Origin of the sequence: Flavobacterium sp. ACN2, from assembly GCF_002303885.1 — a bacterium.
Classification (GTDB): domain Bacteria; phylum Bacteroidota; class Bacteroidia; order Flavobacteriales; family Flavobacteriaceae; genus Flavobacterium.
Genome location: NZ_MRCM01000003.1, coordinates 161018 through 186844 on the forward strand (window position 1 = coordinate 161018; position 25827 = coordinate 186844).

28 protein-coding genes and 1 tRNA gene are annotated in these 25827 nt (G+C 33.5%); 8 read left to right on the forward strand and 21 right to left on the reverse strand.

Going from position 1 to position 25827, the window contains the following annotated elements; translation table 11 throughout:
* Positions 1-74 precede the first annotated feature (74 nt).
* The 11 genes from BSF41_RS04595 to pdxA all read right to left on the reverse strand — a co-directional run bounded on the left by BSF41_RS04595 (position 75) and on the right by pdxA (position 7076).
* Entirely contained in the window at positions 75-371 is a 297-nt protein-coding gene (locus BSF41_RS04595; RefSeq protein ID WP_095928344.1) for a hypothetical protein, read from the reverse strand.
* Between the two features lie 14 nt (positions 372-385).
* Positions 386-679 carry a PepSY-like domain-containing protein gene (locus BSF41_RS04600; RefSeq protein ID WP_095928345.1) on the reverse strand — a complete coding sequence of 98 codons (294 nt, stop codon included), beginning with the start codon at positions 677-679 and terminating at the stop codon, positions 386-388.
* 18 nt (positions 680-697) lie between these two features.
* Positions 698-988, reverse strand: coding sequence for a hypothetical protein (locus tag BSF41_RS04605; RefSeq protein WP_095928346.1), 291 nt, complete (start codon positions 986-988; stop codon positions 698-700).
* A gap of 28 nt (positions 989-1016) precedes the next feature.
* On the reverse strand, positions 1017-1313 hold the full coding sequence (locus tag BSF41_RS04610) for a hypothetical protein (protein ID WP_095928347.1): 297 nt from the start codon (positions 1311-1313) through the stop codon (positions 1017-1019).
* A 75-nt stretch (positions 1314-1388) separates the two neighbouring features.
* On the reverse strand, positions 1389-1685 hold the full coding sequence (locus BSF41_RS04615; RefSeq protein WP_095928348.1) for a hypothetical protein: 297 nt from the start codon (positions 1683-1685) through the stop codon (positions 1389-1391).
* Positions 1686-2035: 350 nt separating this feature from the next.
* Positions 2036-3382 carry an acetyl-CoA carboxylase biotin carboxylase subunit gene (accC, locus tag BSF41_RS04620; protein WP_095928349.1) on the reverse strand — a complete coding sequence of 449 codons (1347 nt, stop codon included), beginning with the start codon at positions 3380-3382 and terminating at the stop codon, positions 2036-2038.
* Positions 3383-3492: 110 nt separating this feature from the next.
* Positions 3493-3978 (reverse strand): acetyl-CoA carboxylase biotin carboxyl carrier protein, encoded by a 486-nt coding sequence (accB, locus tag BSF41_RS04625; RefSeq protein WP_095928350.1) that lies wholly within the window; start codon positions 3976-3978, stop codon positions 3493-3495.
* Positions 3979-4001: 23 nt separating this feature from the next.
* Positions 4002-5000 (reverse strand): beta-ketoacyl-ACP synthase III, encoded by a 999-nt coding sequence (locus tag BSF41_RS04630; protein WP_095928351.1) that lies wholly within the window; start codon positions 4998-5000, stop codon positions 4002-4004.
* Positions 5001-5174: 174 nt separating this feature from the next.
* Positions 5175-5369, reverse strand: coding sequence for a 50S ribosomal protein L32 (gene rpmF / locus BSF41_RS04635; RefSeq protein ID WP_008465217.1), 195 nt, complete (start codon positions 5367-5369; stop codon positions 5175-5177).
* A 9-nt stretch (positions 5370-5378) separates the two neighbouring features.
* Positions 5379-5921 (reverse strand): DUF177 domain-containing protein, encoded by a 543-nt coding sequence (locus BSF41_RS04640; protein WP_095928352.1) that lies wholly within the window; start codon positions 5919-5921, stop codon positions 5379-5381.
* A gap of 105 nt (positions 5922-6026) precedes the next feature.
* Positions 6027-7076, reverse strand: coding sequence for a 4-hydroxythreonine-4-phosphate dehydrogenase PdxA (gene pdxA / locus BSF41_RS04645; protein ID WP_095928353.1), 1050 nt, complete (start codon positions 7074-7076; stop codon positions 6027-6029).
* Positions 7077-7133: 57 nt separating this feature from the next.
* Here pdxA and BSF41_RS04650 point away from each other — a divergent pair, with 57 nt between their 5' ends.
* Positions 7134-7724, forward strand: a complete 591-nt coding sequence (locus tag BSF41_RS04650; RefSeq protein ID WP_095928354.1) for a riboflavin synthase — start codon at positions 7134-7136, stop codon at positions 7722-7724.
* Positions 7725-7753: 29 nt separating this feature from the next.
* Here the strand turns inward: BSF41_RS04650 and BSF41_RS04655 are convergent, their stop codons facing one another.
* Positions 7754-8035 carry a hypothetical protein gene (locus BSF41_RS04655; RefSeq protein ID WP_095928355.1) on the reverse strand — a complete coding sequence of 94 codons (282 nt, stop codon included), beginning with the start codon at positions 8033-8035 and terminating at the stop codon, positions 7754-7756.
* A 467-nt stretch (positions 8036-8502) separates the two neighbouring features.
* Here BSF41_RS04655 and dcm point away from each other — a divergent pair, with 467 nt between their 5' ends.
* Entirely contained in the window at positions 8503-9489 is a 987-nt protein-coding gene (gene dcm / locus BSF41_RS04660; protein ID WP_095928356.1) for a DNA (cytosine-5-)-methyltransferase, read from the forward strand.
* On the opposite strand, the gene BSF41_RS04665 is transcribed toward dcm, so the two are convergent.
* From BSF41_RS04665 to BSF41_RS04690, 6 genes are all read right to left on the reverse strand, one after another.
* Positions 9486-9905 (reverse strand): very short patch repair endonuclease, encoded by a 420-nt coding sequence (locus tag BSF41_RS04665; RefSeq protein ID WP_095928357.1) that lies wholly within the window; start codon positions 9903-9905, stop codon positions 9486-9488. The two genes, dcm and BSF41_RS04665, sit on opposite strands and share 4 nt — an antisense overlap.
* A 143-nt stretch (positions 9906-10048) precedes the next feature.
* Complete coding sequence (locus BSF41_RS04670) at positions 10049-10486, reverse strand: DUF3592 domain-containing protein (RefSeq protein WP_095928358.1); 438 nt, start codon at positions 10484-10486, stop codon at positions 10049-10051.
* 393 nt (positions 10487-10879) lie between these two features.
* Positions 10880-10953, reverse strand: a tRNA-Ile gene (locus tag BSF41_RS04675).
* Positions 10954-11099: 146 nt separating this feature from the next.
* On the reverse strand, positions 11100-11504 hold the full coding sequence (gene mce, locus BSF41_RS04680; protein ID WP_095928359.1) for a methylmalonyl-CoA epimerase: 405 nt from the start codon (positions 11502-11504) through the stop codon (positions 11100-11102).
* Between the two features lie 10 nt (positions 11505-11514).
* Positions 11515-13875 carry a hypothetical protein gene (locus BSF41_RS04685; RefSeq protein WP_095928360.1) on the reverse strand — a complete coding sequence of 787 codons (2361 nt, stop codon included), beginning with the start codon at positions 13873-13875 and terminating at the stop codon, positions 11515-11517.
* Positions 13835-14800, reverse strand: coding sequence for a hypothetical protein (locus BSF41_RS04690; RefSeq protein WP_172426845.1), 966 nt, complete (start codon positions 14798-14800; stop codon positions 13835-13837). Before BSF41_RS04690 ends, BSF41_RS04685 begins: the two co-directional genes overlap by 41 nt.
* A 203-nt stretch (positions 14801-15003) precedes the next feature.
* On the opposite strand from BSF41_RS04690, the gene BSF41_RS04695 reads away from it, so the two are divergent.
* A complete protein-coding gene (locus BSF41_RS04695; protein WP_095928361.1) occupies positions 15004-16692 on the forward strand; it encodes an Ig-like domain-containing protein in 1689 nt (562 codons plus the stop codon).
* Here BSF41_RS04695 and BSF41_RS04700 read toward each other — a convergent pair.
* Positions 16689-17456 (reverse strand): nitrilase family protein, encoded by a 768-nt coding sequence (locus BSF41_RS04700; protein WP_095928362.1) that lies wholly within the window; start codon positions 17454-17456, stop codon positions 16689-16691. The genes BSF41_RS04695 and BSF41_RS04700 overlap by 4 nt on opposite strands.
* 182 nt (positions 17457-17638) lie before the next feature.
* Here BSF41_RS04700 and BSF41_RS04705 point away from each other — a divergent pair, with 182 nt between their 5' ends.
* The 4 genes from BSF41_RS04705 to BSF41_RS04720 all read left to right on the forward strand — a co-directional run bounded on the left by BSF41_RS04705 (position 17639) and on the right by BSF41_RS04720 (position 21800).
* Positions 17639-18958 carry a GntP family permease gene (locus BSF41_RS04705; RefSeq protein WP_095928363.1) on the forward strand — a complete coding sequence of 440 codons (1320 nt, stop codon included), beginning with the start codon at positions 17639-17641 and terminating at the stop codon, positions 18956-18958.
* 4 nt (positions 18959-18962) lie between these two features.
* Positions 18963-19430, forward strand: coding sequence for a RidA family protein (locus tag BSF41_RS04710; RefSeq protein WP_095928364.1), 468 nt, complete (start codon positions 18963-18965; stop codon positions 19428-19430).
* Positions 19431-19625: 195 nt separating this feature from the next.
* Positions 19626-20717, forward strand: coding sequence for a D-TA family PLP-dependent enzyme (locus BSF41_RS04715; RefSeq protein WP_095928365.1), 1092 nt, complete (start codon positions 19626-19628; stop codon positions 20715-20717).
* A gap of 12 nt (positions 20718-20729) precedes the next feature.
* Positions 20730-21800 (forward strand): dipeptidase, encoded by a 1071-nt coding sequence (locus BSF41_RS04720; protein WP_095928366.1) that lies wholly within the window; start codon positions 20730-20732, stop codon positions 21798-21800.
* Here the strand turns inward: BSF41_RS04720 and BSF41_RS04725 are convergent.
* Positions 21797-22573, reverse strand: a complete 777-nt coding sequence (locus tag BSF41_RS04725; RefSeq protein WP_095928367.1) for a DeoR/GlpR family DNA-binding transcription regulator — start codon at positions 22571-22573, stop codon at positions 21797-21799. The two genes, BSF41_RS04720 and BSF41_RS04725, sit on opposite strands and share 4 nt — an antisense overlap.
* A gap of 157 nt (positions 22574-22730) precedes the next feature.
* Between BSF41_RS04725 and BSF41_RS04730 the strand changes: the two genes are divergently transcribed.
* Positions 22731-25022, forward strand: coding sequence for a family 20 glycosylhydrolase (locus BSF41_RS04730; protein ID WP_095928368.1), 2292 nt, complete (start codon positions 22731-22733; stop codon positions 25020-25022).
* 58 nt (positions 25023-25080) lie between these two features.
* Here BSF41_RS04730 and BSF41_RS04735 read toward each other — a convergent pair whose 3' ends face one another.
* On the reverse strand, positions 25081-25827 hold the full coding sequence (locus tag BSF41_RS04735) for a succinate dehydrogenase/fumarate reductase iron-sulfur subunit (protein ID WP_095928369.1): 747 nt from the start codon (positions 25825-25827) through the stop codon (positions 25081-25083).

The window sequence follows — 25827 nt, forward strand, 5'->3', positions numbered from 1 at the left end:
AAATATGTAAAAAAAAAAGAGATTGCACAATGCAATCTCTTTTTCACCAAAAACATAAATCTAAATTCACCTAATTATATCTTCAACCAGTTACCATTGACATCTGAGTAAACAGTAGCCTTTTGGTCTCCAACTGATATTTCTAGTTTGTACTCTTTTTTGTCATTGACAAATGCTTTATCCAGTTTTGCACCTGGATAAGCTGTCTGCAAAGCTGTTTTCACAGGTGCAGGCACAGCATCTACTGTAACTTCTGTATATTCTGACTGAATAGCTACAGTTGCTTTAGTGCTTAGAGAAACAGGCAATACATTTGCATGCATTGACAAAGTTCCTAGAACCACTATTGCTGATAAGATTAGTTTTTTCATGATGCTGATTTTAATTATTTTTTAATGATATTTCCAGAAGCATCTGTAAAAATAGTATACTTCTTTTCTCCACTTGAAATCTCAAGTTTGTACTCATTTTTCTCGTTTTTATAAGCTTTTTCTAGCTTAGTATTCGGGAAAGATTTTTCAAGTGTAGATTTTACAGCGGCCGGAACGGCATCTATAGCTACTTCAGTAAACTCACTTTGAGCGAATACTGATTGAGAAATCGAAATTGCTGGAAGAACCGCAGCATTTACGGTAAAACTTCCTAAAACAATCGCTGCTGATAAGATTAACTTTTTCATAATATTTAGTGGTTTAAATTATTTTTTAAGAATGTTACCAGAAGCGTCTGTATAAACGATCGATTTTTCACCTCGAACGGTTATCTCAATTTTGTACTCCTTTTTATCATTTACCCATGCTTTCTCAAGCACTACACCAGGATAAGCTTCATCTAAGCCTTTTTTCACGGCTGCCGGAACTCCATCTACTTCTTTGTATCCATCCTGATCATTTACTGTCTGCACCATTAAATTGGTTGCAGCAGGGGTTTCTGCGTTCATCGACAAACTGCCTAAAACAATTGCTGCCGATAAGATTAACTTTTTCATAGTAATAGTTTTTAAGGGTTAGACTTAATTATTTTTTAATCCAAGTTCCATCTGCGTTAGCAAAAAGATTTCCTGATTTATCTCCAACAGTTACTTCAAGCTTGTATTCAGATTTTGTATTTTTAAATGCTTTAGAAAGCACAGCATCTGGATACGCTTTTTTAAGAGCATCTGTAATTGCTGCTGGAACTTCTTCCAATTTAATTTCTGTATAATCATCTTGGATAGAGATTGTTTTTACGATTGTATTTGCAATTGGCGAAGTTGAAGCAAATGATGTTAAACCTCCCAAAACGATTGCGGCTGATAAAAATAAATTTTTCATGATAGTTGTTTTTTAATATAGTTAATTTGATCTTAGTATTCTTGATCCGGATTTTCACAAGACTTCATTTTCAGATTATTGTGTAATCCAAGTTCCGTCTGCATTAGCAAATAAGTTTCCTACTTTGTCGCCAACAGTTACATCAAGTTTATACTGTGCTTTTTCGTTTTTATATGCTTTAGTAATTACTGCTTCTGGATATGCTTTTTTCAAAGACTCTTTAATCGCAGCTGGTAATTCTTCTAATTTGATTTCTGTATAATCGTCTGCGATAGATACTACTTTTACATTTGTATGAGTAATTGGAGTAGTTGAAGCAAATGAAGTTAAACTTCCTAAAACAATTGCGGCTGATAAAAATAAATTTTTCATAACGTATATATTTAAATTAATAGTTGTTTACGCTTTAAGTAATGAAATTATTATGCCGTAAAAGAAAAGAGCCATGCCAAAGATCGTAAAAACCTGTATTAAAAGACTTTACATCAAATATAACAAAAAAAGACAAAACGCGAAAGGTGTGTAAATGAGAAAAAAGGTGTGTAATAAGTAAACACTTTTAGTGTAACCTTTCGAAAGAAATTCCAAATTTTAAAATCACAAATTCCAAGATTGAGGAGTAGAAGTTCTAAAATTGGGAATTTATTCTGAAGCTTTAGGATTGGAATTTTATAAAAACTTTACAAAATAAAAAAGGCTTCCAAATTTGGAAGCCTTTATAATTATTCTGGACTATTCATTTTAAATGTATCCATAAATGCAGTTGTATAATCACCTGCAATATATTTTGGATCATCCATTAATTGTCTGTGGAAAGGTATTGTAGTTTTCACACCCTCGATTACGAATTCATCCAAAGCTCTACGCATTTTGCTGATAGCTTCTTCACGAGACTGCGCAGTTGTAATTAACTTAGCAATCATAGAATCGTAGTTTGGCGGAATGCTATATCCTGAATACACGTGAGTATCTAAACGAACTCCGTGTCCTCCTGGCATATGAAGTGTAGTAATTTTTCCTGGTGAAGGACGAAAATCGTTGTAAGGATCTTCAGCATTAATACGAACTTCGATAGCATGTAATTGTGGAAGGTAGTTTTTACCAGAAATTGGAATTCCAGCAGCAACCATAATTTGCTCACGGATCAAATCATAATCAATAACTTGTTCTGTGATTGGGTGCTCAACCTGAATACGAGTATTCATTTCCATGAAATAGAAGTTTCTGTGTTTGTCCACTAAAAACTCTACAGTTCCAGCTCCTTCATATTTAATGAATTCAGCAGCCTTTACAGCAGCTTCTCCCATTCTTGCACGAAGGTCGTCTGTCATGAAAGGCGAAGGTGTTTCTTCAGTTAGTTTTTGGTGACGACGTTGTACAGAACAGTCTCTTTCAGAAAGGTGACATGCTTTTCCATAAGAATCTCCAACAACTTGAATTTCGATATGACGTGGCTCTTCAATAAGTTTCTCCATGTACATCCCGTCATTTCCAAATGCTGCAGCAGCTTCTTGACGCGCACTTTCCCAAGCTTTTAAAAGCTCTTCTTCTTTCCAGATCGCACGCATTCCTTTTCCACCACCTCCAGCAGTAGCTTTCATCATAACTGGGTAACCAATTTCTTTAGCTACTTTTTGTGCATGTTCGTAAGACTCTAACAATCCGTCTGAGCCTGGCACACAAGGCACTCCTGCTGCTTTCATTGTAGCTTTAGCAGAAGCTTTATCTCCCATTCGGTCGATCATTTCTGGAGCAGCACCAATAAATTTAATTCCGTGCTCTTGACAGATTTTTGAGAATTTAGCATTCTCAGAAAGAAATCCATAACCTGGATGTATTGCGTCTGCATTTGTAATTTCTGCAGCAGCAATGATATTTGACATTTTCAAATACGATAAGTTACTCGGAGGAGGGCCAATACAAACCGCTTCATCAGCAAATTTAACATGTAAACTTTCTGCATCGGCTGTAGAGTAAACTGCAACAGTTTTGATTCCCATTTCCTTACATGTACGAATTACACGTAGTGCAATTTCTCCTCTATTCGCAATTAATATTTTTTTAAACATCTTATTTTAATTAGATAATTAGACAATTTGATAATTAGATAATTTTAGATGTCTGATGTATTAATTCTGCCAGATCAATCTAAAATCTAAAATCTAAAATCTAAATTTATTTATGATGGATCTACTAAGAATAAAGGTTGATCAAATTCTACTGGAGACATATCGTCAACAAGAATTTTTACAATTTTACCAGAAACTTCAGATTCGATTTCGTTGAATAATTTCATTGCTTCAATTACACAAAGAACATCACCTTTAGAAACAGTGCTTCCAACTTCTGTGAAAACTGGTTTATCTGGAGATGGTTTTCTATAGAATGTACCAATGATTGGAGATTTTATAGTAATATATTTAGAATCGTTAGCAGCTGGTGCTTCTGGAGTTACACTTACAACTGTTGGAGCCGTAACTTGTGGAACTGCCGCTTGAGGTAAAGCTGCCTGAGCAGGTAATTGCTGTACGTAAGTTGCTTCAGTTACATTTGTTTCTAAAGTTGTTCTGATCGTGATTTTTACATCATCCATTTCTAACTTCACTTCTGCAACGCCCGAATTTGCAACAAATTTGATTAGGTTTTGAATTTCTTTTAAATCCATAATGATTCGTTTTTAGTTTTAATTTATTTTTTATCGTAAGCCCATTTTAAATAGATAGATCCCCAAGTGAATCCACCACCAAAAGCGGCAAAGATAATGTTATCTCCCTTTTTAAGCTTATTTTCAAAATCAGCCAATACTAATGGTAAAGTTCCAGAAGTAGTATTTCCGTATTTCTCGATATTTACTAGAACTTTAGAATCTTCCAATTCTAATCTCCCAGCAGTAGCATCAATAATACGTTTATTAGCTTGGTGTGGCACTAACCAGTCAACATCTTGATTTGTCAAATTATTTCTTTGTAAAATCAATTCACTGGCATCTGCCATATTAGTTACAGCATATTTGAAAACAGTTTTACCGTCTTGCATAATATTGTGCTGTCTGTTTTTTACAGTATCTTCAGAAGGCGGAATCAAAGAACCTCCTGCTGGTATTTTAAGGAAGTCACGCCCTACACCATCACTTCTTAAATATTCATCCTGTAAACCTAAACCTTCATAATTTGGTTCGAAAAGAACTGCTCCAGCTCCATCTCCAAAAATAATACAAGTTGCTCTATCAGTATAATCTACAATAGATGACATTTTATCGGCACCAATTAAAAGTACTTTTTTGTAACGTCCAGACTGAACATATGCTGCAGCTGTAGACATTCCGTATAAGAAACTTGAACATGCCGCTTGCAAATCGTAAGCAAATGCATTTGTGGCTCCAATTTCTGTTGCAACAAATACTCCTGTAGAAGCCACCATCATATCTGGTGTCGCAGTTGCCATTATAATCATATCAATCTCAAGCGGATCAATATTTGCTTTTGCAATTAAATCCTTTGCTGCTTGTATAGCAAGGTAAGATGTACCCTTATCAGCATCTTTAAGAATTCTTCTTTCTTTAATTCCTGTTCGAGCGGTAATCCACTCATCATTGGTATCAACCATTGTTTCTAATACTTGGTTCGAAAGAACGAAGTCAGGAACATAAGCTCCAACAGCGGTAATGGCGGCTGTGATTGTATTCATTATATTCTATTATTTATTTTCAAATTATGATTAATTTGAAAAATTTTTAAAAGACCCGAAAATTACAAAAAAAAACGTAACGAATTTGTCTATATTTTCCTAAAAAACGAAAATTATAATCAACAAAAAAAACTCTCACTATGTGAGAGTTCTAGTATAATTTACAAAAACGTATTAAGCAACCGCTTCAGATTTATCGATAACAACTTGCCCTCTGTAGTACATTTTACCTTCATGCCAGTAAGCTCTGTGGTATAAATGCGCCTCACCTGTAATAGGACATGTAGCGATTTGAGCTACAGTAGCTTTGTAATGTGTTCTTCTCTTATCTCTTCTTGTTTTCGAGGTTTTTCTCTTAGGATGTGCCATTTTACTATATTATTTATCCGTTAATAGTTTCTTTAATTTTTCCCAACGCGGGTCAATATCTTCTTCTTTGTTACTCTCTTCCTTTTGTTCTTTTACACTTAACTCATTCAGTTTTGTCAAAGCCTCTGTTTGTAGACTTCCGTCTTTAACACCTGGATGAATTCTTTTGTGAGGTACAGAAAGCGCGATCATTTCATAAATATATTGCGCTATATCTACCTCATGCTCACCATGTGGCAAAATCAACAATTCTTCATTATCATCATTAAATTCGTCTCCAAAGCGAACAATTAACTTCATTTTCCCTTTTATAGGTAAATCAAAATCTTCGCCTGTTAGATCACAAGGCACATTTACTGCTCCTTTGTGTTTGAATTCTAACTCTAACATGGTACTTTTCTTTTCGAAAAGTAAATTAACTTTAATATCCGAACTTTGAAACTCATCGTATTCAAAATTCTTAAAGAACTCGTTATTTATTTGATACTCAAAATGGTGTTTTCCTAGTTTTAATCCTACGAAAGGAATTAAAAATTCTTTTGTTTTGCTCATTTCAACATCAATTTGATCAATTCGATTCTAAAACTAGATATCTGAATTGGGGTGCAAAGATATAAAATTATTACAAATCTAATAATCTTATTGACCTTTTTTTGTTTATAACTGTTTTTCTTTTATTTTAAGAGGTTTTTGGCTAATCTCCTCATACTGATTACGCGAGCGAAAAATATCAATCGCAAGATAGACAGCTTCTTTAAAAGAATTGTAATCTGCCATATCTTTCCCAGCAATATCGTAAGCTGTACCGTGATCTGGAGAGGTTCTAACCTTATTTAAACCTGCTGTATAATTCACGCCTTTTCCAAAAGACAATGTCTTAAACGGAATTAACCCTTGATCGTGATACATTGCCACGATAGCATCATATTTTTCATATTGACTGCTTCCAAAAAAACCATCGGCAGGAAATGGACCAAAAACCATTGTTCCCGAATCGAAGATTTTCTTTAAAGTTGGCTTCAAAATCAGATCATCTTCTTTTCCAATCACACCGCCATCACCAGCATGCGGATTTAGTCCTAAAACTGCAATTTTTGGTTTCACTACACTAAAATCCTGAATCAAAGATTTTCTAATAGTTTCTATTTTTTTTGTTATCAGTTCTTCTGTTAAATGGGAAGCAACTTCGTTTAACGGAACATGGTCTGTAATTAAGCCTACTCGTAAATTATCTTGAACCATCATCATTAGCGCATCACCTTCTAATTCCTGATTCAAATAATCAGTGTGACCCGGAAATTTAAAATCCTCAGACTGTATATTGTATTTATTAATAGGAGCTGTTACCAGAACATCTATTTCACCATCTTTCAACGCTTTTGTTGCTGCTGTAAAAGATTTAATTGCATATTCTCCTATTTTAGGATCATTTACTCCAAAGTTTATATCAACTCCTTCTCTCCAAAGATTCAGAACGTTTACTTTACCTGGAATAATTTGATCTAATTTATCAACTCCATGAAATTGAATCGTCGACGTAAAGTTTTTTCTAACGAATGAAAGAATTTTAGCATTTGCAAAAATAACCGGCGTACACAATTCCAACATCCGAGAATCTTCGAATGTTTTCAGTATAACTTCGCTTCCAATACCGTTTAAATCTCCAACTGAAATTCCAACAATTATATTTTCTGCTTTTTTATTCATGAGCTCAGTTTATTTATTACTAATTTTGATGTGCAAATTTAGTAAAATAAAACCACAATGTTCACAGGAATTATAGAAACACTCGGAAGGATTCACGAAATTCAAAAAGATCAAAACAATCTTCATATAACAGTTGACTCATCAATAACCCACGAATTAAAAATAGACCAAAGCGTTTCGCACAACGGAATATGTCTTACAGTAGTAGCTATTAAAGATTCTCTTTACACCGTAACGGCAATCGACGAAACTATTCTAAAAACCAATATTGGCGATTGGAGAACTGGCGACATTGTAAATCTGGAAAGAGGAATGAAACTTGGCGACCGCTTAGACGGACATATTGTACAAGGCCACGTAGATCAAACTGGAACCTGTGTTAGAATTGAAGAAGCAAACGGAAGTTGGAATTATACTTTTGAATACGATAAAAACCTAAACAATATCACAATCGAAAAAGGTTCGATTACAGTAAATGGAGTCAGCCTGACGGTTGTAAATTCTAAAACGAATGAATTTAGCGTTTCAATTATTCCTTATACTTATGAACACACTAATTTTAAAGATTTCAAAGTCGGAACAAAAATCAACCTTGAATTTGATGTAGTTGGAAAATACATCTCTAGACTTTACTCAATAAACAAGTAACGTTTAGAATCCCACAAAAAAAGCTTCAATTAAATTGAAGCTTTTTTTATTTGATTTCTATATATTACAGTAGCGCCCAAAGCTAAACCACCTAATAGCAGAAAAACAGCATGTTGATTTATTGGCATTTCTGCCTGATCATTACAACTAGGCGAACCTGGCTCATCACAAGCAGTAGCAGACATAGCATTCGCGCTTTTGGCTGTACTTCCTGAAGTTTCTGGAACTGGCGGATGCGCAGGTCCTGCAGTCATTAATAAAACATTTAAAAATAAGGCAATTACTAAAAATGGGGCTTTTAGATTTTTCATAAATTCAAGCTATTGCAAACAGCAATTCTAGATAATTATTGACAAATATTCTTTAATAGAAATTTCGCACAAACGCTTTTCTATCTCCAAAATCTTGGACAAAAGTATAAGTTTTTTAAACAAAACCAACTTTTAAAACCAAAAATCCAGAACAAATTTTAACATTTTTCTTAAAAACACTTCTAATCCTTTTCAGAAAACGTTCTAGAAGAACAACGTTCATTTTCAACATTATTCATAACATTCAAAAGTCTATAAGAATTTACCTATCTTAAAAAAGTATTTTTTTCTCAAAAAATGTCTTTCATCGAATATACGTCAAAAAAAGAAGTTTGGATGCAATTTTAATTACATTCAAGAGAATGTTCTCAAATTAATATATTTGTAAAATCAAAGTACGTATACATCTCAATTCCAAAAGATTTACAAATTCAAATTCAAATCTATTTTTAATTTTAACTAATCAAATGAAAAACCCATATACAGTCGGAAGTTTATACGCAGGTGTCGGCGGTATTTGTTTAGGTTTTGAAAATGCAGGTTTTAAATTAGAGTGGGCAAATGAATTTGACAAAAAAGCCTGTGTTACATACAGAAACAATTTCAAGCACACTCTTATTGAAGGAGATGTAATGCAGCTCGACGTAAAAGATCTCAATAAAATTGACATTCTTACAGCAGGATTTCCATGCCAACCCTTTTCTCTAGCTGGGCACCGAAAAGGTTTTAAAGACAGTAGAGGAAATCATTTTTTTAAAATATTAGATTTTATTGACGAAATGCGTCCTAAAGTAGTGTTTCTTGAAAATGTCAAAAACCTAAAAGGACATGACAAAGGAAACACAATGAAAGTAATTCAGCGCGAGATTAAAAAACGGGACTACACTTTTGACAGTGCTATCTTAAACACTAGAGATTTTGGAAATATTCCGCATAATCGAGAGAGAATTTTCATGGTTGCTTTTGACAAAAAATTTGTAAAAAAAGGGTTTAGATTTAATTTCCCAGAGAAAGAAGTATTAACCAAAAAGGTAACCGACTTAATTACAAAAGAAAAAGTCGATAAAAAATTCTATTACACCGAAGACAAATACATGTACAACATGCTAAAGGAAGCCGTTGTGAGAGAAGACAGAATTTATCAATTTAGGAGGCAGTATGTGCGAGAAAACAAAAAAGAAGTTTGCCCTACTTTAACTGCAAACATGGGAACCGGCGGCCACAATGTTCCAATCATTACAACTGAATTTGGCTTTAGAAAATTAACCCCAAGAGAATGTTTTCGTTTTCAAGGATTTCCAGATCATTACAAATTACCCAAAATTTCAAATTCCAGTCTTTACAAACAAGCTGGAAATTCTGTAAGCATGCCTGTTATAGAAAGGCTAGCTTCTGAAATATTCAAATGCATTGAGAAAGCTGAAGCTAGACAGCTAAAAGCTGAAAAAGTTTAAATACTTAAAAGCATAATTGTTCCTTCAATTTTTGCCAGACAAACTTCCAGATTTTTTTCAATCTCTTTACTCCAGAATCTTAAAATCGTCCAATTTTCAGAAATAAGAAAAGCATTAACTTCTTCGTCACGCTGTATGTTTCTTTCAATTTTCGGAATCCAATATTCTTGATTTGATTTAATTCTTAGCTGTTGCGTTTCCCAATCTTTTCCATGAAAAAATTCACTATCAACAAAAATGGCAATTTTATATTTAGCAAAAGTAAGATCAGGCCTTCCAAATACTTTCTTATTGTTTTTTCGGTATCTGTGACCCAATTTCCATAATGCTTTAGCAAGCCTTACTTCGCCTTTTGTAGCAGTGCTTTTTATCGCCTGCATAGTTTTCCTCCTTTGTTCGGGAGTTAATCTATCCATCTGAAGATTAAATTTGTTTTGGACGGATAAAGTTAAGGCATTTTACAGAAATAGATGTTTAAATAATATGAGCCAAAATTTCAATTTTCACACTTCAAAAAAAAAACAAAAACAAAAAAGCCTTTACATTTCTGCAAAAGCCTCTATACTTTTCTTATTTTAAAATACTGATTCAAAATTTTCCAGAAACCCATTAAAACGAAAAACACCCCAATAAAGACCAAAAATGACGGATGAACAAAATAGCCGTTCACCCCAGCAATCTCAGCTTCATTCGGATTAGTTGGATCATACAAAACCTTAACCCGAGTTCCTTCAATGTAACCTGGAAGAGAAGTACCCTCATTAGACGTGAACTCTATTTGTTTACCTGAATCTGTAACAAATGAAACGTAGGGATAATAGAGCGATCCATTTTTATTTCCAGCAAGAGGTATGGATTTTATAACTGTACCATAAACACTATTTGACTTTTCAATAAAACTTGATTTCTGCTGAAAAAGATAAAAAGCCCCAGATAATAGTACAAAACCGGGTATAAAAAAAATATATATGACAGCAAGAATTTGTCTTTTATTCATCGTTTTCAAATTAAACCTTAGCAAAAGTGAATATTTATTTTATTTTGACATATTTAATAATACCAATCAGCGCGTAAGTAAAATTATATCGCTAATATTTTATAACCTAATTTATCTTTTTTTACTTCGATAAAGTTTTAAAATTTTTATTCGCTGTAATAAAATCACAGGCAAGAACATCGTTTCTATGATTTTTTTTTACCTTTTGTGTTAATATAAATTAGCCCATTGTTTAAATTACCAAAATATATAACATCGGATATTTGCAAAGAATAAAAAATGGAATAGGATATAGATTTTTTTACTAATTGACACGGCTTGAAGGTCGTCAAATACTCATCACAAAAACAAAAAAGCCCTTACATTTCTGTAAAGGCTTCTGTTCTAAAAGAGTGGTCCCACCTGGGCTCGAACCAGGGACCACCTGATTATGAGTCAGGTGCTCTAACCAGCTGAGCTATAGGACCGGTTTAGAGGATGCAATATTACTACTATTTTTCATTCACTCCAAATATTTTAAGACATCATTTTAATTTAATTTTAAATCTTTCTCCGAATCTCAAAATCGAAATTGATTTTCAACATCTTATTCAAAAATTAAAATGACATTTTTTTATTTAATTTCTTGGCAAAGCTCCACTAAAACGCCATTTGTATTCTTCGGATGCAAAAAAACAACCAATTTATTGTCTGCTCCTTTCTTGGGAACTTCATTAATCAAGACAAAACCTTCGTTTTTTAAACGTGCAATTTCGGCTTCGATATCATCAACATCAAAAGCGATATGATGAATTCCTTCTCCTTTTTTCTCCAAGAATTTAGCAATAGGACTTTCGGGATTTGTTGCTACTAAAAGTTCGATTTTATTATTTCCCGTCTGAAAAAAGGACGTTAACACCCCTTCGCTTTCTACTGCTTCCATTTTATAAGACGGAACACCAAGCATTTTTTCAAACAAAACATTAGCATCGTCCATATTTTTTACCGCAATCCCAATATGTTCTATTTTATTTACCATCTTTTCGAAATTATTGATTTACATATGTTCTAAAATAACCGCATTCAGCAATTACATCCTGATAGTATTTCGTATCCGAATAGTCTTTTCTTAAAGCTTTGAACGAGTTCCAAGCGATAAAATTAACTTTATCATCTTGAATTTCCCAATAGCTGTTTATCTTATTGTATTTTTTATTGTAATAATCATTTCGTTCGCATTTCGAAATCAGATACAAACATTTTGCTTTTTGTTCTTTATTCGAAGCTGCCTCAAAAGCTTTCTGATAATACATTTTAGAAACTGAATTATTCGTAATCATTTCTTTCATCGAATCTCTAAATGAATATGGGCCCGACCCGTACCCCACAATGCTCATTTCGTAAAAAGTTCTTCCGTTTCCAAAATGAGAAATATTATAAAACGCATTTCCTAATAAAAGGCTGTTGGTGTAAACATCTTCTTTCTGAGCCAATTTATCCTGCATTTCTTTTATTGTAGTCAAGAAATCCATAAAAGTATATTTTCTTTTCTGATACGCCGCATGCTCGCAATCGTGGCAATCTTTTATATTTCCGTTAAACGGATTTCCTAAGAATTTATAATATTGAACAGAATCTGTTTGCTGCATAAAAGTAATTGCTTCAGGAATTTTGTTTTTGAAAGTAGACTGAATTGCTTGAAAATTATTAATATCCTTCAGTTTTAAACTATAAATTCTTGCGCCAATTTTCTCGATTTCAGATTTATTCGATTTTTCCAAAAAGCTTTTTATTCCCAGCAAATTCTTTTCATTGTCATAATATGCATTTCCATCATTCCAATAGCTATAGCGTGATTCTCCGTAAATCTCGGCCATAACCAAATTGCCTTGTTCTTTATACAAACGCGATAAATAGCTTCTGCTCCATGAAGAAGCATTTTGATAACGAAACGTGTCTCCTTTATAATTTTTAGGAAGTTCTGTGTATAGCCAATTTAAATCGGCTAGAATGGTTTTCTCATTTTTATCTGTCAGCTTATCAATCTTGCTTAAATTATTTACAAAACGCAATAAACGAAGCTGCATTCCCGCCAATTCTGTTTTCGGAAGTGTTTTTTCAGCTTTGCTGTAATTTTTATCTGCATTGGCATAATCGCCTTTTAGCGTTTGAAGATACCCAAGTGAAATATCCCATAAATAAGGCTTATCGGTATTTCCTGCAGCAGAAATTTTTGCAATTAAATCGACAGCGCTATTATCCACTTTCGTCTTATTTTCTGTTTTATTTTCAGCAACAGTTTGTGGTTTTGGTTTCTGATTTTCTCCTTGCCCGTCCGTCTGAAACGAATTGTTTATTTTTTGCTCTAGCGAATTAACCAATCTTGTTCCGAGATAATTTAAATGTTCGCTTTTAGGATCTAATTCGTAGATTTTTTCAATTGCCTGTTTTTCATCTTTATAATATCCGTGAATTGCCCAAAGCGCCGCTTTTTCTTTATTATCTTTTGCCAACGCTAAAGCCTTAGTCCAATCTGATTCGTTTTTTGGCTTGAAGCTATACGCTGTAACCACTCTTAATTCTGGACATTTATCAAAAACCTGAGCATATAAATAGTTCGAAGTCGCGTATTTTTTTTGTTTATAATTAATTCCGGCAACATACGCTAAAGCGCGATAATACAAAGTATTTCTGGCAACAGAACTTTCTGTTTTATTAAAAAAATCAATTGCTTTTTGTTTGTCGTTACTATAAAAACGTGCTTTCATGGTCAAGAACCAATATCTGTTTTTCAAAAACGGATCTGATAAAGTATTGTATACATTTTCTATCGACTGAATCATTTTAGCATCATTGAAAGTTTTTGCCACAACTGGATCGTAGCTCCAATAATCGTCTCCAATAGATACTGTTTCTATTTTTTGAGCCAAATAAAGAAACTCAACAAAGTTTTTTACTTTCTCATCTTTCAGATTCAACTTTTTACCCCATTTTTGCGTGCTTTTATTTTCTTTTTTCGTTTTATAATAAACATGCAAACCTTCTATTTCTTCTTTATTTTTGATGGTATTTTTGTCATCAGAATAATATTTAGGCTTTTCATCACCAATCAAAAAATAATTGACAGTTGTGGTATCAACTTTTCCTTTTAAATAATCTGCCCAATCTGATTTTATATTTTTATTAAAACGAGAATTATGCTGGGTATCAAAACCAATTCCGTAAAAAATACCACCAGATAAAAACAAAGGCGAATACGATTTATCGGCAAAAGTTTCTGGGGTAAAATTTGAATTATAAGATCCTAAATAATCCCAATCTCCGTCTGCACAGGCATATATAATTCCGAATGCAGAAAGCAAAACGGCACTAGAAGCAAGAAATAATCTGCTTAAAAGTATTTTTTTCATAAGTGTTTAAATTGAATTCGTCTAAATCGTAAAATATAATTTCGTTTGGCTTTTCAACAAGATTATCTTGCAAATCTTCTGCCATTTCTTTTAAATCTTTTGGTTTTATTTCCTCTATTTTCAAGAGATCGTTTTCTTCATAAAAAACACCATTTTTATAATTGGAATGTTTTACCCTGAAAAAAATCGGAGTTGTTTTTTCAAAATTGGAATTTTTTTCTAGTTCTCTACTATTCATTTTAGAACGAAGTCCGATCACTTTATTATTTCTAATATGAACTCCCCAAGAATAAATTGGAAAGGCAAAATCTAAATGAAGCGGATATCTTTTTAAACTTTTAAGATATCGGTCTGCCACTTTCTTATCGTAAATAGAATTTAGAGAATCGGGCGCAATTGATCCCATATTGTAATACATCAAAACTCCAGAATCGACATTTGGAATTTTTGTTTTTTTGAAATATTTCACCTGATGCAATCGAATGGTGGCTGAAAGTTTCTTCTGCGAAAGCTTTTTAAAAACTTCTATAAATTTCAGATAATTCTCTTTACTCTTTAAAGTCCAATCGCAATCAATTTGAATTTCTTGACACGCAATTTTATTTTTAGAATTGATTTGTTCTATAAAATCAAAGGTTTTTTGCGCCAAATCCTTTACATCAAGATTAGGCTGGAGCATGACTTTGTTCTGAATAAAAACAACTGGAACAATAGCATATTCTTTTGGATTTTCTTCAAAACGAACAGGACTGATGGGAATCGGAAAATTAGATTCTGGATGAATTCCAATATCAAAATACCTTACATAAAGTTTCTGTACATTGTTTTCCTTCAATGCTTCTTTTTCCGTTTCAGAAAATTTGAAGATTGTTTTCCAGTAATAAAAGGAGATTACGGGTTTTTCACTTTTAGTGCATGACAACATTAAAAAGAGAAACAAAACTGGGAAAAATCGCTTGAACAAAACTTAGGAAAATTACATTTTAATTCAAAAGTAAGAAATTATAGCATTTTAAACACTAAAATTTTTGAAGATTTCCAAAAGTCGCAAATCCTAATAAATGGATAAAAAATTTCAATTAAAGCAAATATAATCGTTATTTTGTGCAATCAAATTGAAAAACCGTTATGTTGAAAGACACCTTAAAATACATTGCATTTGTAATTCTAATATCCATGATAAGCTGCGCCAAAAGAGGCAGCATTACCGGCGGTTTAAAAGATACGTTACCTCCTGTTTTGGTATCTAGTTTTCCTAAAAACTTTACAACCGATTTTAAAGGAAACACTATTACTTTAAATTTTGATGAATATATCAAACTTAAAAACACCAATAAACAGCTAATTATTTCTCCTCCTTTAAAAAATGAGCCATTAATCACGCCTCAGAATGTTAGCAAATTTATAAAGATTGAGCTTCGAGACACTTTACAGCCCAACACAACTTATAGTTTAAATTTTGGGCAAGCCATTCAGGATAACAACGAAGGAAATGCTTTAAATCAGTTCAAGTATATTTTCTCAACAGGATCGCACATTGATTCACTTAAATTAAACGGAAAGATCAAAGATTCGTACGGAAAGTATGTTGACAATTTCGTTTCTGTAATGTTATATGAAGTAAATGATAAATTTAAAGATTCTACCATTTACAAAGAGTTTCCGCGCTACATTACGAATACTTTGGACAGTATGCGAACTTTTCAGTTTGAAAATTTAAGAGAAGGAAAATATCTTTTGGTAGCCTTAAAAGATAAAGGTTCAAATAATAAATTTAATCCAAAAGATGATAAAATTGGATTTTTGAAAAGCTACATCACAATTCCGTCGGACACGGTTTATGAGGTGGAGCTATTTAAAGAAACGTTGCCATTAAAAGCCTTCAAACCTATTCAGGCTTCAGGAAACCGTTTGTTTCTTCCTTATGAAGGAAAACAGGATTTCAAAAATTCAAAACCAAAAATTACACTTAAAAATGGTGACGAAGTTCTTGAAACTATCGTAACGCAGTTTCCTAAAAAAGATTCGCTTCAAGTTTGGTACAAACCAATAAAAGCCGATTCGCTATCAATGGAAGTTGAAAAAGGAGATTATAAAAAAAGATTTTCGTTCAAGATTAAAGCCTTGAAAAAAGATACTCTAAATATTAAAGCGGTACAAAACGGCCAAATTAATTTTAGAGAACGTTTTACTTTGGAAACCGAAACTCCATTGGTAAAATTTGACAAATCTAAAATCGCTTTGGTTAATAAAGATTCTGTTGCTGTTCCTTATACAACAGAATATGACGAATTTGAACAGAAATTATATTTCGATTTCAAGAAAGAGCCTTTGGACAAATATAGTTTCACTTTCTTACCAGGTGCTTTGACCGATTTTTATGAAAAAACAAATGATACTTTATCTTATAAACTCAGCACTAAAGAACATGCCGATTACGGAAATCTGATATTGACTCTTAAAAATGTCAAACGTTTTCCTATAATTGTTGAATTGACCAATAAAAAAGGAGATGTAGTGTTGGCCGACGGATATTCGGAAGGGGCAACTACTTTAGAATTCAACCTATTGCAACCTGATGTTTTTACTGTACGCATTATTTATGACGACAATAAAAACAAACAATACGACACTGGTAATTTCTTAGAAAAGAAATACGCAGAAGAAGTATTTTATAATCAAGAAGAATTTGATGTCCGAGCCAATTGGGATCGGAACGAAACAATCGACTTGGGCATTCCTTTTAATCCAGAAGTGGAGAAGAAAGAAGACGATAAAAAGAAAAAAGAAGCAGAAAAGAAACGAAAAGCTTTTTAAAACTTAATTTCAAACTGATCTCTATCGCTTAAAAAGTCTAATTTTTTACGCGTTTCATACATGGTGTTTTTGTCTAATTCTACGACAAAGACACCATTTTTTTCTTGTGGCTCTAAAATATAATTGCCCAAAAAATCTATTGCTTGAGAATGGCCAATATGTTCGTAATCGTGAGCATCGTTACCAATTCTGTTTACCCCAACCACATAAGAAAGATTTTCTATCGCACGTGCTTTTAGCAAAGCATCCCAAGCATTGGTACGTACTTTTGGCCAATTGGCAACATACAAAATAAGGTCGTAGTTTTCTACATTACGCACAAAAACTGGAAATCTCAAATCGTAACAAACCTGCAGACATATTTTCCAATCTAGATAATCTATAATTACCTTTTTATTTCCGCAGGTATACACTTTGTCTTCGCCAGCGAGAGAAAAGGAATGCCTTTTATCGTAATACTGAAATTCGCCTGACGGAAAAACAAAAAACATTCTATTATAAAACTTCTCGTTTTCTGTGATGACAACACTTCCTGTTACGGCAGCATTTTTTTGTTTTGCTTTCAATTTCATCCATTCAATCGTTTCTCCTTGCATCGTTTCGGCAACTTCAGAAGCATTCATTGTAAATCCGGTCGAAAACATTTCAGGAAGGACAATGAGATTGACTTCCGATTGAATTTCATCAATTTTCAAATCAAAATTTTCTCTGTTTTTACTGGCATCTTGCCAAAAAAGATCGGCTTGGATTAAAGCAATTTTCATCTTATCAATTTTTATATAAAGGTAGAAAACATAAGCTTATCCATCCTTTATCTCTCAATAATTTTAACATTACAATTGCAAAAAAAATGCAGTTTTTGCAAAAAAAATGCGACATGTGGAATTATTTTATATATTTGGAATTCCAACCACAATTATAACTAACTAAAAACCAACCACCAATCATGAGCATTCTCATACTCACTGCATGCATTATTTTCTTGATTTTACAGATTGCTTGGTTCAAAATTAATCCGTTTATCGCGTTTATCATTACCTCCCTTTTGGCTGCACTTTTTCTTGGTTTGCCAATAGAAACGATTTCTCCAGTTTTGCAAAAAGGTCTTGGCGAAATGCTCGGATCTATTACTTTAATTATTGTTTTTGGAACATGTATCGGAAAATTGGCCGTTTCGTCTGGAGCCGCAAATGTAATCGCCAAAACAGTTATGAATTGGACGGGAAGAAAATACGTTCGTTTGGGTTTAATGATTACCGGATTTATAATCGGAATTCCGCTTTTTTACAGCGTTGGATTTGTACTTTTAGTTCCGCTGATTTTTTCTGTTGCGCATCAATTTAAATTATCAAAAGTATATTTAGGGATTCCAATGCTGGCTTCACTTTCTGTGGCACATGGTTTTCTTCCGCCTCATCCTTCACCAATGGCATTGAGCAGTATTTTAAAAGCAGATATCGGTTTGGTTTTAATTTACGGAATCATAGTCGCCATTCCAACCATTTTAATTGCAGGATTATGGTTTTCAACTCGTTTTAAAAACATCAAAACCGAATCGGATCATGAAATTTTAAATGTTGAAGAAATAACCAATCAAGGAAAATTACCAAGTTTTGGTTTGAGTTTATTCTCTGCTTTATTTCCCGTTTTCGGATTAACGATTACTTCTCTACTACCATTAATTTCAGATAATGAAAAACTAATCGCTATCTGCAAAATTATTGGAGACCCTAGCATTATTATGCTTTTATCACTTCTTTTATGCACTTATACTTTAGGAATTAAAATGAACAGAAGCATGTCATCTGTTATGGACGATTATACACAAGCGATAAAAGATGTTGCTTTAATTGTCCTAATTGTTGGTGGCGCGGGCTGTTTAAAAGAAGTTATGATTGTAAGTGGCGTAAACGAAACCATTGTTGCTACTTTAAACCAAGTCAATATTCATCCGTTTTTATTAGCCTGGATGATGGCCGCCATCATTCGTATTTGTGTTGGTTCGGCAACTGCTGCAGGTTTAATGACTGCGAGTGTTTTATTACCTTTACTACAATCTAATGATCTCGACCCCAATCTCTTTGTACTCTCTGTCGGTGCCGGAAGTTTAATGTGTTCGCATGTAAACGATCCGAGTTTCTGGATGTTCAAAGAATATTTCAATATCAGTCTAAAAGACACTTTTAAATCCTGGACCGTAATGGAATCTTTGGTTTCTGTTTTAGGAATTGTATTTATATTTATTTTAAACGCTTTAATACATTAAAATCATGAGTTTAAATCCGCAAGAAAAATTCGAAAGCCTAGGTTTGTCACTTCCCCCTGCTCCACAGCCTTTAGGAATTTACAAACCCTATTTAGTAGACGGCAAATACTTGTATCTTTCAGGACACGGACCTGTACAAGACGATAAATCATTAATCATCGGACGCATTGGAGAAGATATGGATATTGAAGCAGGAAAATTAGCAGCAAGACAAGTTGGACTAACTATGCTTTCTACCATCGTAACCAATTTTGGAAGCTTAAGCAAAGTAAAAAGAGTGATCAAAGTTCTCGGAATGGTGAATTGCACTTCTGATTTCTTAAAACATCCGTATGTAATTAATGGATGCAGCGAATTATTTGTAGAAGTTTGGGGGCAAGAAAACGGAATCGGAGTAAGAAGCGCAGTCGGATTTGGTTCGCTTCCTGATAATATTCCTGTCGAAGTTGAAGCTCTTTTTGAATTGCACTAATTTTTTCCTAACACATTATTTTAAACACATAGAAACATAGGTTTATATTATTTGAATTTTTAAAGATTGAAATAAATGAGACAAGTCATTTTCTTATTAATGGAAAGTGAAACGCCTTAAACAGCCTCCAAAATCTATGTTTCTATGTGCTTAAATAAAACTCAATGTTTTACAACTAGCTAAAAACCAAGAACCATGCAAAAGAACTGGTGGGAAATAAAATCCGAAACTCTTATCGACACTCCGTTTTTAGCAGTTTACGAAGATCGAGTACGTCAAAATATCGAAAAGTTGATTTCTTATGTGAAAGGCGACACGCAAAGATTGCGTCCGCATATAAAAACACATAAAAATGCCGAAGTTTTAGAGCTTTTTAAAATTTACAACATTAAGAAAATAAAATGCGCTACAATTTCGGAAGCAGAGCTTGCTGCAAATCAGCAAATTGAAGACATTCTTTTAGCGTATCAGCCTGTTGGATTAAAAGCGGAAAGATGGATTTCATTAATTAAAAAATTCCCTGAAACTCATTTTTCAACTATTGTAGACAATCTGAAAACAGCTTCAGATTTAAATGAAATTGCCAAAAGAAATAATCTGGTTCTTTCCGTTTATTTGGATTTAAATACAGGAATGAACCGAACTGGTTTTTCGATTTCAGAAAATTGGACAGGGTTAATTGATTCCATTTTACAATTAAAAAACATTCAATTTGAAGGAATCCATATTTATGACGGCCATATAAAAGGAACTGTTGAAGAAAGAAATTCAGAAGCTTCTAAGTCTTTTGAACAGATTATTAATAAAGCAGAAAACTTTAAAATTGTCGCTGGCGGTTCTAATACTTTTCCGTTTTATGCAGCGCAGGAAAATGTAGAATGCAGTCCGGGAACTTTTGTTTTTTGGGATTCGAATTATCAAATTCATTTATCCGAACAAGATTTCAAACCTGCTTTAGTAATCGTTGGAACTATTATTTCTAAACCAACTAAAAACACATTTTGCGTAGATATTGGTTATAAAGCCGTTTCATCTGAAAATCCGATTGACAAAAGATTGACCATTCTAAATGATGAAAATTTGATTCCAACCGCACATTCAGAAGAACATTTGATTCTTGAAAATAAAGGCCAAAACGAATATGAAATTGGCGACATTATTTATGCTGGACCTTATCATGTCTGCCCGACTGTTGCTTTGTACGATAATCTTCAGGCAGTAAACAAAAAACAGCAAATTTACGCGCAATGGCCAGTTGGCGCCCGAGGCCGAAAAAATACTATTTAAATTTTAAATCCTATGTTTATACTAGATGCCCACTTAGATCTCAGCATGAATGCAATGGAATGGAATCGAGATCTGAGAAACGATGTTCCGACTTTACGAAACTTAGAAAAAGGAATGACCGACAAACCAGATCGCGAACGCGCCACGGTTTCTTTTCCTGATCTTAGAAAAGGAAATATCGGAATTGTGGTCGCCACTCAAATTGCACGATTTGTAAAACCTGACAGCATAATTCCGGGGTGGAATTCTCCAGAACAAGCTTGGGCACAAACACAAGGTCAACTTGCGTGGTATAAAAGCATGGAAGAAGCAGGAGAAATGACGCAGATTACAGACAAAAAATCGCTTTTAAATCATTTTAATGTATGGAATGATGGAACTCCAAACGACAAAAAACCAATTGGATATATATTAAGTTTGGAAGGAGCCGATTCTATTATTAATGTTTCTTATCTCGAAAAAGCTTATCATTACGGATTGAGAGCTGTTGGTCCTGCACATTATGGTCCAGGCCGATATGCAAACGGAACGGATGCAACTGGAAAAATGAATCAGAACGGAATTGATTTGTTGAAAGAAATGGAGCGTTTAAATATTATTCTCGATGCAACGCATTTGTGCGACGATGCTTTTTGGCAGGCCTTGAATCATTTTAACGGCGCAGTTTGGGCAAGCCACAACAATTGCAGGGCTTTAGTTGATCATAATAGGCAATATAGCGATGAAATGATCCAAGCTTTAGTTTCAAGAGGAGCCGTTATTGGCGGTGCTTTAGATGCTTGGATGATGGTTCCAAATTGGGAAAGAGGAATTTCTGATCCTAAAAAAATGAATTGCAGCTTAGAAACTGCTTTTCAGCACATGGATCATATTTGCCAGCTTGCGGGAAATGCAAATCATATCGGAATTGGTTCTGATTTGGATGGCGCTTTTGGAACAGAACAATGTCCGTATGATTTAGATACGATTGCTGATTTACAAAAATTGGTTCTGATATTTAAAAATCATGGTTATTCTGATGAAGATTTAAAAAAGATCTTTCATCAAAATTGGATTGATTTTTTAGTAAAACATTGGGATTAGATCACAATCAGACTTGGAACGGCGCTTTTGTATTTCTGTAATTTTTCGTGATTGGGTTCTTCTTCGGTAATTACATAATTCACTTCAGATAAATTAGCAATTTTCATTTTAAGAACTGTATTTAATTTTTCTGTAATAGTCAAAACTGCCGTTTTTTTAGAAGCCTGAATCATTGCTTTTTTTACCTGAACGGTTTCCCAATCAGAATCAGAATAACCGCCGTCTACGTCTAAAGCATTTGTTCCTAAAACCAAAAGATCTGCTTTTATGTTGGCCAATTGATGAAAAGCTTCTCCGCTCACACACATCTGACTATAAGAAGAAATGCTTCCGCCAATCATGATCGTTTTAATATTAGGTTTGTCTAAAAGCTGAACCGCAGTTAAAGCCGTAATCGTAAAAACAGTTAAATTAAGATCGTTTGGAATTAATCGGATGAACTCTCGAATGGTAGTTCCGCCATCAACAATTAAAACCATTCCGTCATGAAGAAGGCCAACCGCTTTTTGTGCAATAACTTGTTTAGCTTCGACAGCATAAGTCTGGTTTGATGAAGAATAGTGATATCCTTTTGTCATGGCGCCGCCTTTTACTTTAATTAAAAGTGCGTCAGCGTCAAGTTCATTAATATCACGACGAACAGTATCTTCGGAAACACCAAGTTTAGCCGAAAGAGTTTCAAAACTCACACGCGTGTGCAAATTGATCTCTTTTAGAATATGATTTTTACGTTCTTCTTTACTGTAATTTAAAACTTCATTTTCAGTGCTCATGCCGATTGTTTTTTTCTAATTACAAAAATAAACATTTCATCAAATAATTCATCGAAACCAAAAGCCGTATTGGCAATAAAAATTTTCAATAAATTAGTTTAAAAGCATTTTAATGTTTTTAAAACTGTTTTTAATAAAAATCTAAAGTTTTTCTCCTATGAAAAAATTCCTTTTTTTATTTTTTGTTCTTTCTTTTTTAAACGGAAAAGCACAAAACTCCCAACAAAACATTTCTATTATCCCCGCTCCAAATTTGTACAAATTGACTGGAGATAGCATTCGGATAAATGGAAAAGTACAGATTAATTTTAAAAATAAAAATTATAGTGAAAAGGAATTAAAATCGGCTAAAATTTTAGAATCAGTATTGAATGCGAAAGCCAATTCGAAAAAATCGAATCTTAAAATTGAATTTGATTCAAGCAAAAATCTTTCGCCCAAAGAAGGATATAAAATTGAAATTACTTCGAATAAAATTACAATTATTGGTCAAGAAGAAGGACTTTTTTATGCCGTTCAATCTTTATTGCAGCTCCTTCCGAACAAAATTTCTACCGAAATAAAATTGCCATGCGTAATTATCGAAGATTCCCCTCGATATTCTTACCGAGGCTTACATTTAGACGTCTGCCGTCATTTCTTCTCCGTTGATGTTATAAAAGATTTTATTGCACAAATGGCCAGTTATAAATTAAATAATTTTCATTGGCATTTAACCGACGATCAAGGTTGGAGAATTGAGATTAAAAAATATCCAAAACTAACTGAAATCGGATCGAAAAGAAATCAGACTTTAGTCGGAAATAAATTCGAAAGAACTCCTTTTTTCTTTGACGGAAATCCTTATGGAGGATTTTATACGCAAGAAGAAATCAAGGAAGTTGTAAAATTTGCCGAAGAGAATTATGTGAATATAATTCCAGAAATCGAAATGCCAGGGCATGCGTCGGCGGCGGTTACTGCTTATCCAAATTTGGCTTGCTTTCCAGATCGAAATTATAAAGTGGTAGAATCTTGGGGAGTTTTTGAAGATGTTTTCTGCGCAGGAAAAGAAGAAACTTTTACTTTTTTAGAGGATGTTTTAACAGAAGTTATGGCTTTGTTTCCAAGTAAAAATATTCATGTTGGCGGAGACGAATGTCCAAAAACAAGATGGAAAGTTTGTCCAAATTGTCAAAAACGAATCAAAGATCTAGGTTTGAAAGACGAGCATGAACTGCAGAGTTATTTCATCAAAAGAATTGAAAAATTCTTGAATGCAAATGGAAGACAGATTTTTGGTTGGGATGAAATTCTCGAAGGCGGACTCGCACCCAACGCAGCTGTTATGTCTTGGAGAGGAGAATCGGGCGGAATTCACGCAGCAAAACTGAAACATCCGGTTGTAATGACTCCAGAAGGAACGGTTTATTTTGATTACAATCAAGGTTATTCGCCAAACGAACCGCTTACCGTAGGCAGATTGAGCACTTTGGATAAAGTGTACAATTACAATCCAACTCCTGTTGATAGTTTATCTGTTGAAGAACAAAAATATATTATCGGAGTTCAAGCCAATCTTTGGTCTGAATATTTAACTAGCCCAGCAAAATTGAATTATATGCTTTATCCGCGTGTTTTGGCTTTAGCAGAAATTGCTTGGACAGAACCTCAAAACAAAAATTACGATCATTTTCTTCAAAATCAACTGCCTTATCATTTAGAAAAATTGGAATTTCAAAATAGATTGTATAAAGTTCCAACTCCTTTTGGTGCTGATGAATCGGCTTTAATTGCATCAAAATATATTTTAGATTTAAAACCAACCATCAAAAACGGAAAGATATTTTATACGATTGATGGTTATAATCCTGATGAAACAGCCAATTGGTATCAAAACCCTGTCACCATAAATATTCCGAAAGGAGAATATCGAATCATCAAAACGATTCAAATTAGCGAAAACGGCAAAAGAAGTTCTATCAATAAAATCATTGTTCGAAATCCAGATTTAAAACCTGCTTTGAAAATTCAACCTAAAAAGAATGGTTTGAAATATGAATATTTTACTGGGAATTTTTCGCAGGTTCAAGATTTAGAACTTTCAAAACCTGTTTCTTCAGGAATTTTAGAAGGAAAAATAAATGCTGAAAAATGGAAAACGAAATTAGAGCGTTATATAGGCTTAAAATTTAATGGATATATCTTTATTCCAGAAACAGGAAATTATTCTTTTTCGACACTTTCAGACGACGGATCGAAGCTTTTTATAGATGATGAGCTCATTGTAAATAATGACAACATTCATTGGGCAAATGAAGCTTATGGCGCTGTTAAACTAGAAAAAGGTTTTCACAAGCTCAACATTAGTTATTTTGACTTAACTGGAGGCACAATTTTAAATTGTTTCATTCAGAAAGAAGGTCAAAAGAAAGAAGAAATAAGCGCTTCGCAATTGTATTATGAATAGAAACAAAAAAACGCTTCCGTCGTAACGGAAGCGTTTTTAAAATATACTAAATTGCGTATTATCCTTTCAAGCTTGCTGCTAAATACTCACGGTTCATACGTGCGATATTTTCAAGCGAAATTCCTTTTGGACATTCGATTTCACAAGCTCCTGTATTTGTACAGTTACCGAAACCTTCTAAATCCATTTGGTGAACCATGTGTAAAACACGATCCGTTGCTTCAACTTTACCTTGTGGCAATAATGCATATTGAGAAACTTTTGCAGAAACGAATAACATTGCTGAAGAGTTTTTACAAGTCGCAACACAAGCTCCACAACCAATACAAGCGGCAGCATCAAATGATTTATCTGCATCGTCTTTGTTAACCGGAATAGTATTCGCGTCGATTGTATTTCCTGAAGTATTTACAGAGATAAATCCTCCTGCGTGTTGAATTCTGTCAAAAGAACTTCTATCAACCACTAAATCTTTAATTACAGGGAAAGCTTTTGCTCTAAATGGCTCGATAAAAATTGTATCTCCATCTTTAAACATACGCATGTGTAATTGACAAGTTGTAACACCTCTGTCTGGTCCGTGCGCTTCTCCGTTGATGAATAAAGAACACATTCCGCAGATTCCCTCACGACAATCGTGGTCAAATGCTACTGGTTCTTCTCCTTTGTTAATTAGACCTTCGTTAAGAACATCTAACATTTCAAGGAAAGACATGTCCGGCTCGATTCCGTCAATAGGATATTCTACAATCCCTCCTTTATCTTGAGCGTTTTTTTGACGCCATATTTTTAATGTAAGTTTCAT

Excerpts from the sequence above, each read along its gene's own strand:
- BSF41_RS04595 (WP_095928344.1), bottom strand. The coding sequence starts at position 371 with ATGAAAAAACTAATCTTATCAGCAATAGTGGTTCTAGGAACTTTGTCA.
- BSF41_RS04600 (WP_095928345.1), bottom strand. The coding sequence starts at position 679 with ATGAAAAAGTTAATCTTATCAGCAGCGATTGTTTTAGGAAGTTTTACC.
- BSF41_RS04605 (WP_095928346.1), bottom strand. The coding sequence starts at position 988 with ATGAAAAAGTTAATCTTATCGGCAGCAATTGTTTTAGGCAGTTTGTCG.
- BSF41_RS04610 (WP_095928347.1), bottom strand. The coding sequence starts at position 1,313 with ATGAAAAATTTATTTTTATCAGCCGCAATCGTTTTGGGAGGTTTAACA.
- BSF41_RS04615 (WP_095928348.1), bottom strand. The coding sequence starts at position 1,685 with ATGAAAAATTTATTTTTATCAGCCGCAATTGTTTTAGGAAGTTTAACT.
- accC (WP_095928349.1), bottom strand. The coding sequence starts at position 3,382 with ATGTTTAAAAAAATATTAATTGCGAATAGAGGAGAAATTGCACTACGT.
- accB (WP_095928350.1), bottom strand. The coding sequence starts at position 3,978 with ATGGATTTAAAAGAAATTCAAAACCTAATCAAATTTGTTGCAAATTCG.
- BSF41_RS04630 (WP_095928351.1), bottom strand. The coding sequence starts at position 5,000 with ATGAATACAATCACAGCCGCCATTACCGCTGTTGGAGCTTATGTTCCT.
- rpmF (WP_008465217.1), bottom strand. The coding sequence starts at position 5,369 with ATGGCACATCCTAAGAGAAAAACCTCGAAAACAAGAAGAGATAAGAGA.
- BSF41_RS04640 (WP_095928352.1), bottom strand. The coding sequence starts at position 5,921 with ATGAGCAAAACAAAAGAATTTTTAATTCCTTTCGTAGGATTAAAACTA.
- pdxA (WP_095928353.1), bottom strand. The coding sequence starts at position 7,076 with ATGAATAAAAAAGCAGAAAATATAATTGTTGGAATTTCAGTTGGAGAT.
- BSF41_RS04650 (WP_095928354.1), top strand. The coding sequence starts at position 7,134 with ATGTTCACAGGAATTATAGAAACACTCGGAAGGATTCACGAAATTCAA.
- BSF41_RS04655 (WP_095928355.1), bottom strand. The coding sequence starts at position 8,035 with ATGAAAAATCTAAAAGCCCCATTTTTAGTAATTGCCTTATTTTTAAAT.
- dcm (WP_095928356.1), top strand. The coding sequence starts at position 8,503 with ATGAAAAACCCATATACAGTCGGAAGTTTATACGCAGGTGTCGGCGGT.
- BSF41_RS04665 (WP_095928357.1), bottom strand. The coding sequence starts at position 9,905 with ATGGATAGATTAACTCCCGAACAAAGGAGGAAAACTATGCAGGCGATA.
- BSF41_RS04670 (WP_095928358.1), bottom strand. The coding sequence starts at position 10,486 with ATGAATAAAAGACAAATTCTTGCTGTCATATATATTTTTTTTATACCC.
- mce (WP_095928359.1), bottom strand. The coding sequence starts at position 11,504 with ATGGTAAATAAAATAGAACATATTGGGATTGCGGTAAAAAATATGGAC.
- BSF41_RS04685 (WP_095928360.1), bottom strand. The coding sequence starts at position 13,875 with ATGAAAAAAATACTTTTAAGCAGATTATTTCTTGCTTCTAGTGCCGTT.
- BSF41_RS04690 (WP_172426845.1), bottom strand. The coding sequence starts at position 14,800 with ATGTTGTCATGCACTAAAAGTGAAAAACCCGTAATCTCCTTTTATTAC.
- BSF41_RS04695 (WP_095928361.1), top strand. The coding sequence starts at position 15,004 with ATGTTGAAAGACACCTTAAAATACATTGCATTTGTAATTCTAATATCC.
- BSF41_RS04700 (WP_095928362.1), bottom strand. The coding sequence starts at position 17,456 with ATGAAAATTGCTTTAATCCAAGCCGATCTTTTTTGGCAAGATGCCAGT.
- BSF41_RS04705 (WP_095928363.1), top strand. The coding sequence starts at position 17,639 with ATGAGCATTCTCATACTCACTGCATGCATTATTTTCTTGATTTTACAG.
- BSF41_RS04710 (WP_095928364.1), top strand. The coding sequence starts at position 18,963 with ATGAGTTTAAATCCGCAAGAAAAATTCGAAAGCCTAGGTTTGTCACTT.
- BSF41_RS04715 (WP_095928365.1), top strand. The coding sequence starts at position 19,626 with ATGCAAAAGAACTGGTGGGAAATAAAATCCGAAACTCTTATCGACACT.
- BSF41_RS04720 (WP_095928366.1), top strand. The coding sequence starts at position 20,730 with ATGTTTATACTAGATGCCCACTTAGATCTCAGCATGAATGCAATGGAA.
- BSF41_RS04725 (WP_095928367.1), bottom strand. The coding sequence starts at position 22,573 with ATGAGCACTGAAAATGAAGTTTTAAATTACAGTAAAGAAGAACGTAAA.
- BSF41_RS04730 (WP_095928368.1), top strand. The coding sequence starts at position 22,731 with ATGAAAAAATTCCTTTTTTTATTTTTTGTTCTTTCTTTTTTAAACGGA.
- BSF41_RS04735 (WP_095928369.1), bottom strand. The coding sequence starts at position 25,827 with ATGAAACTTACATTAAAAATATGGCGTCAAAAAAACGCTCAAGATAAA.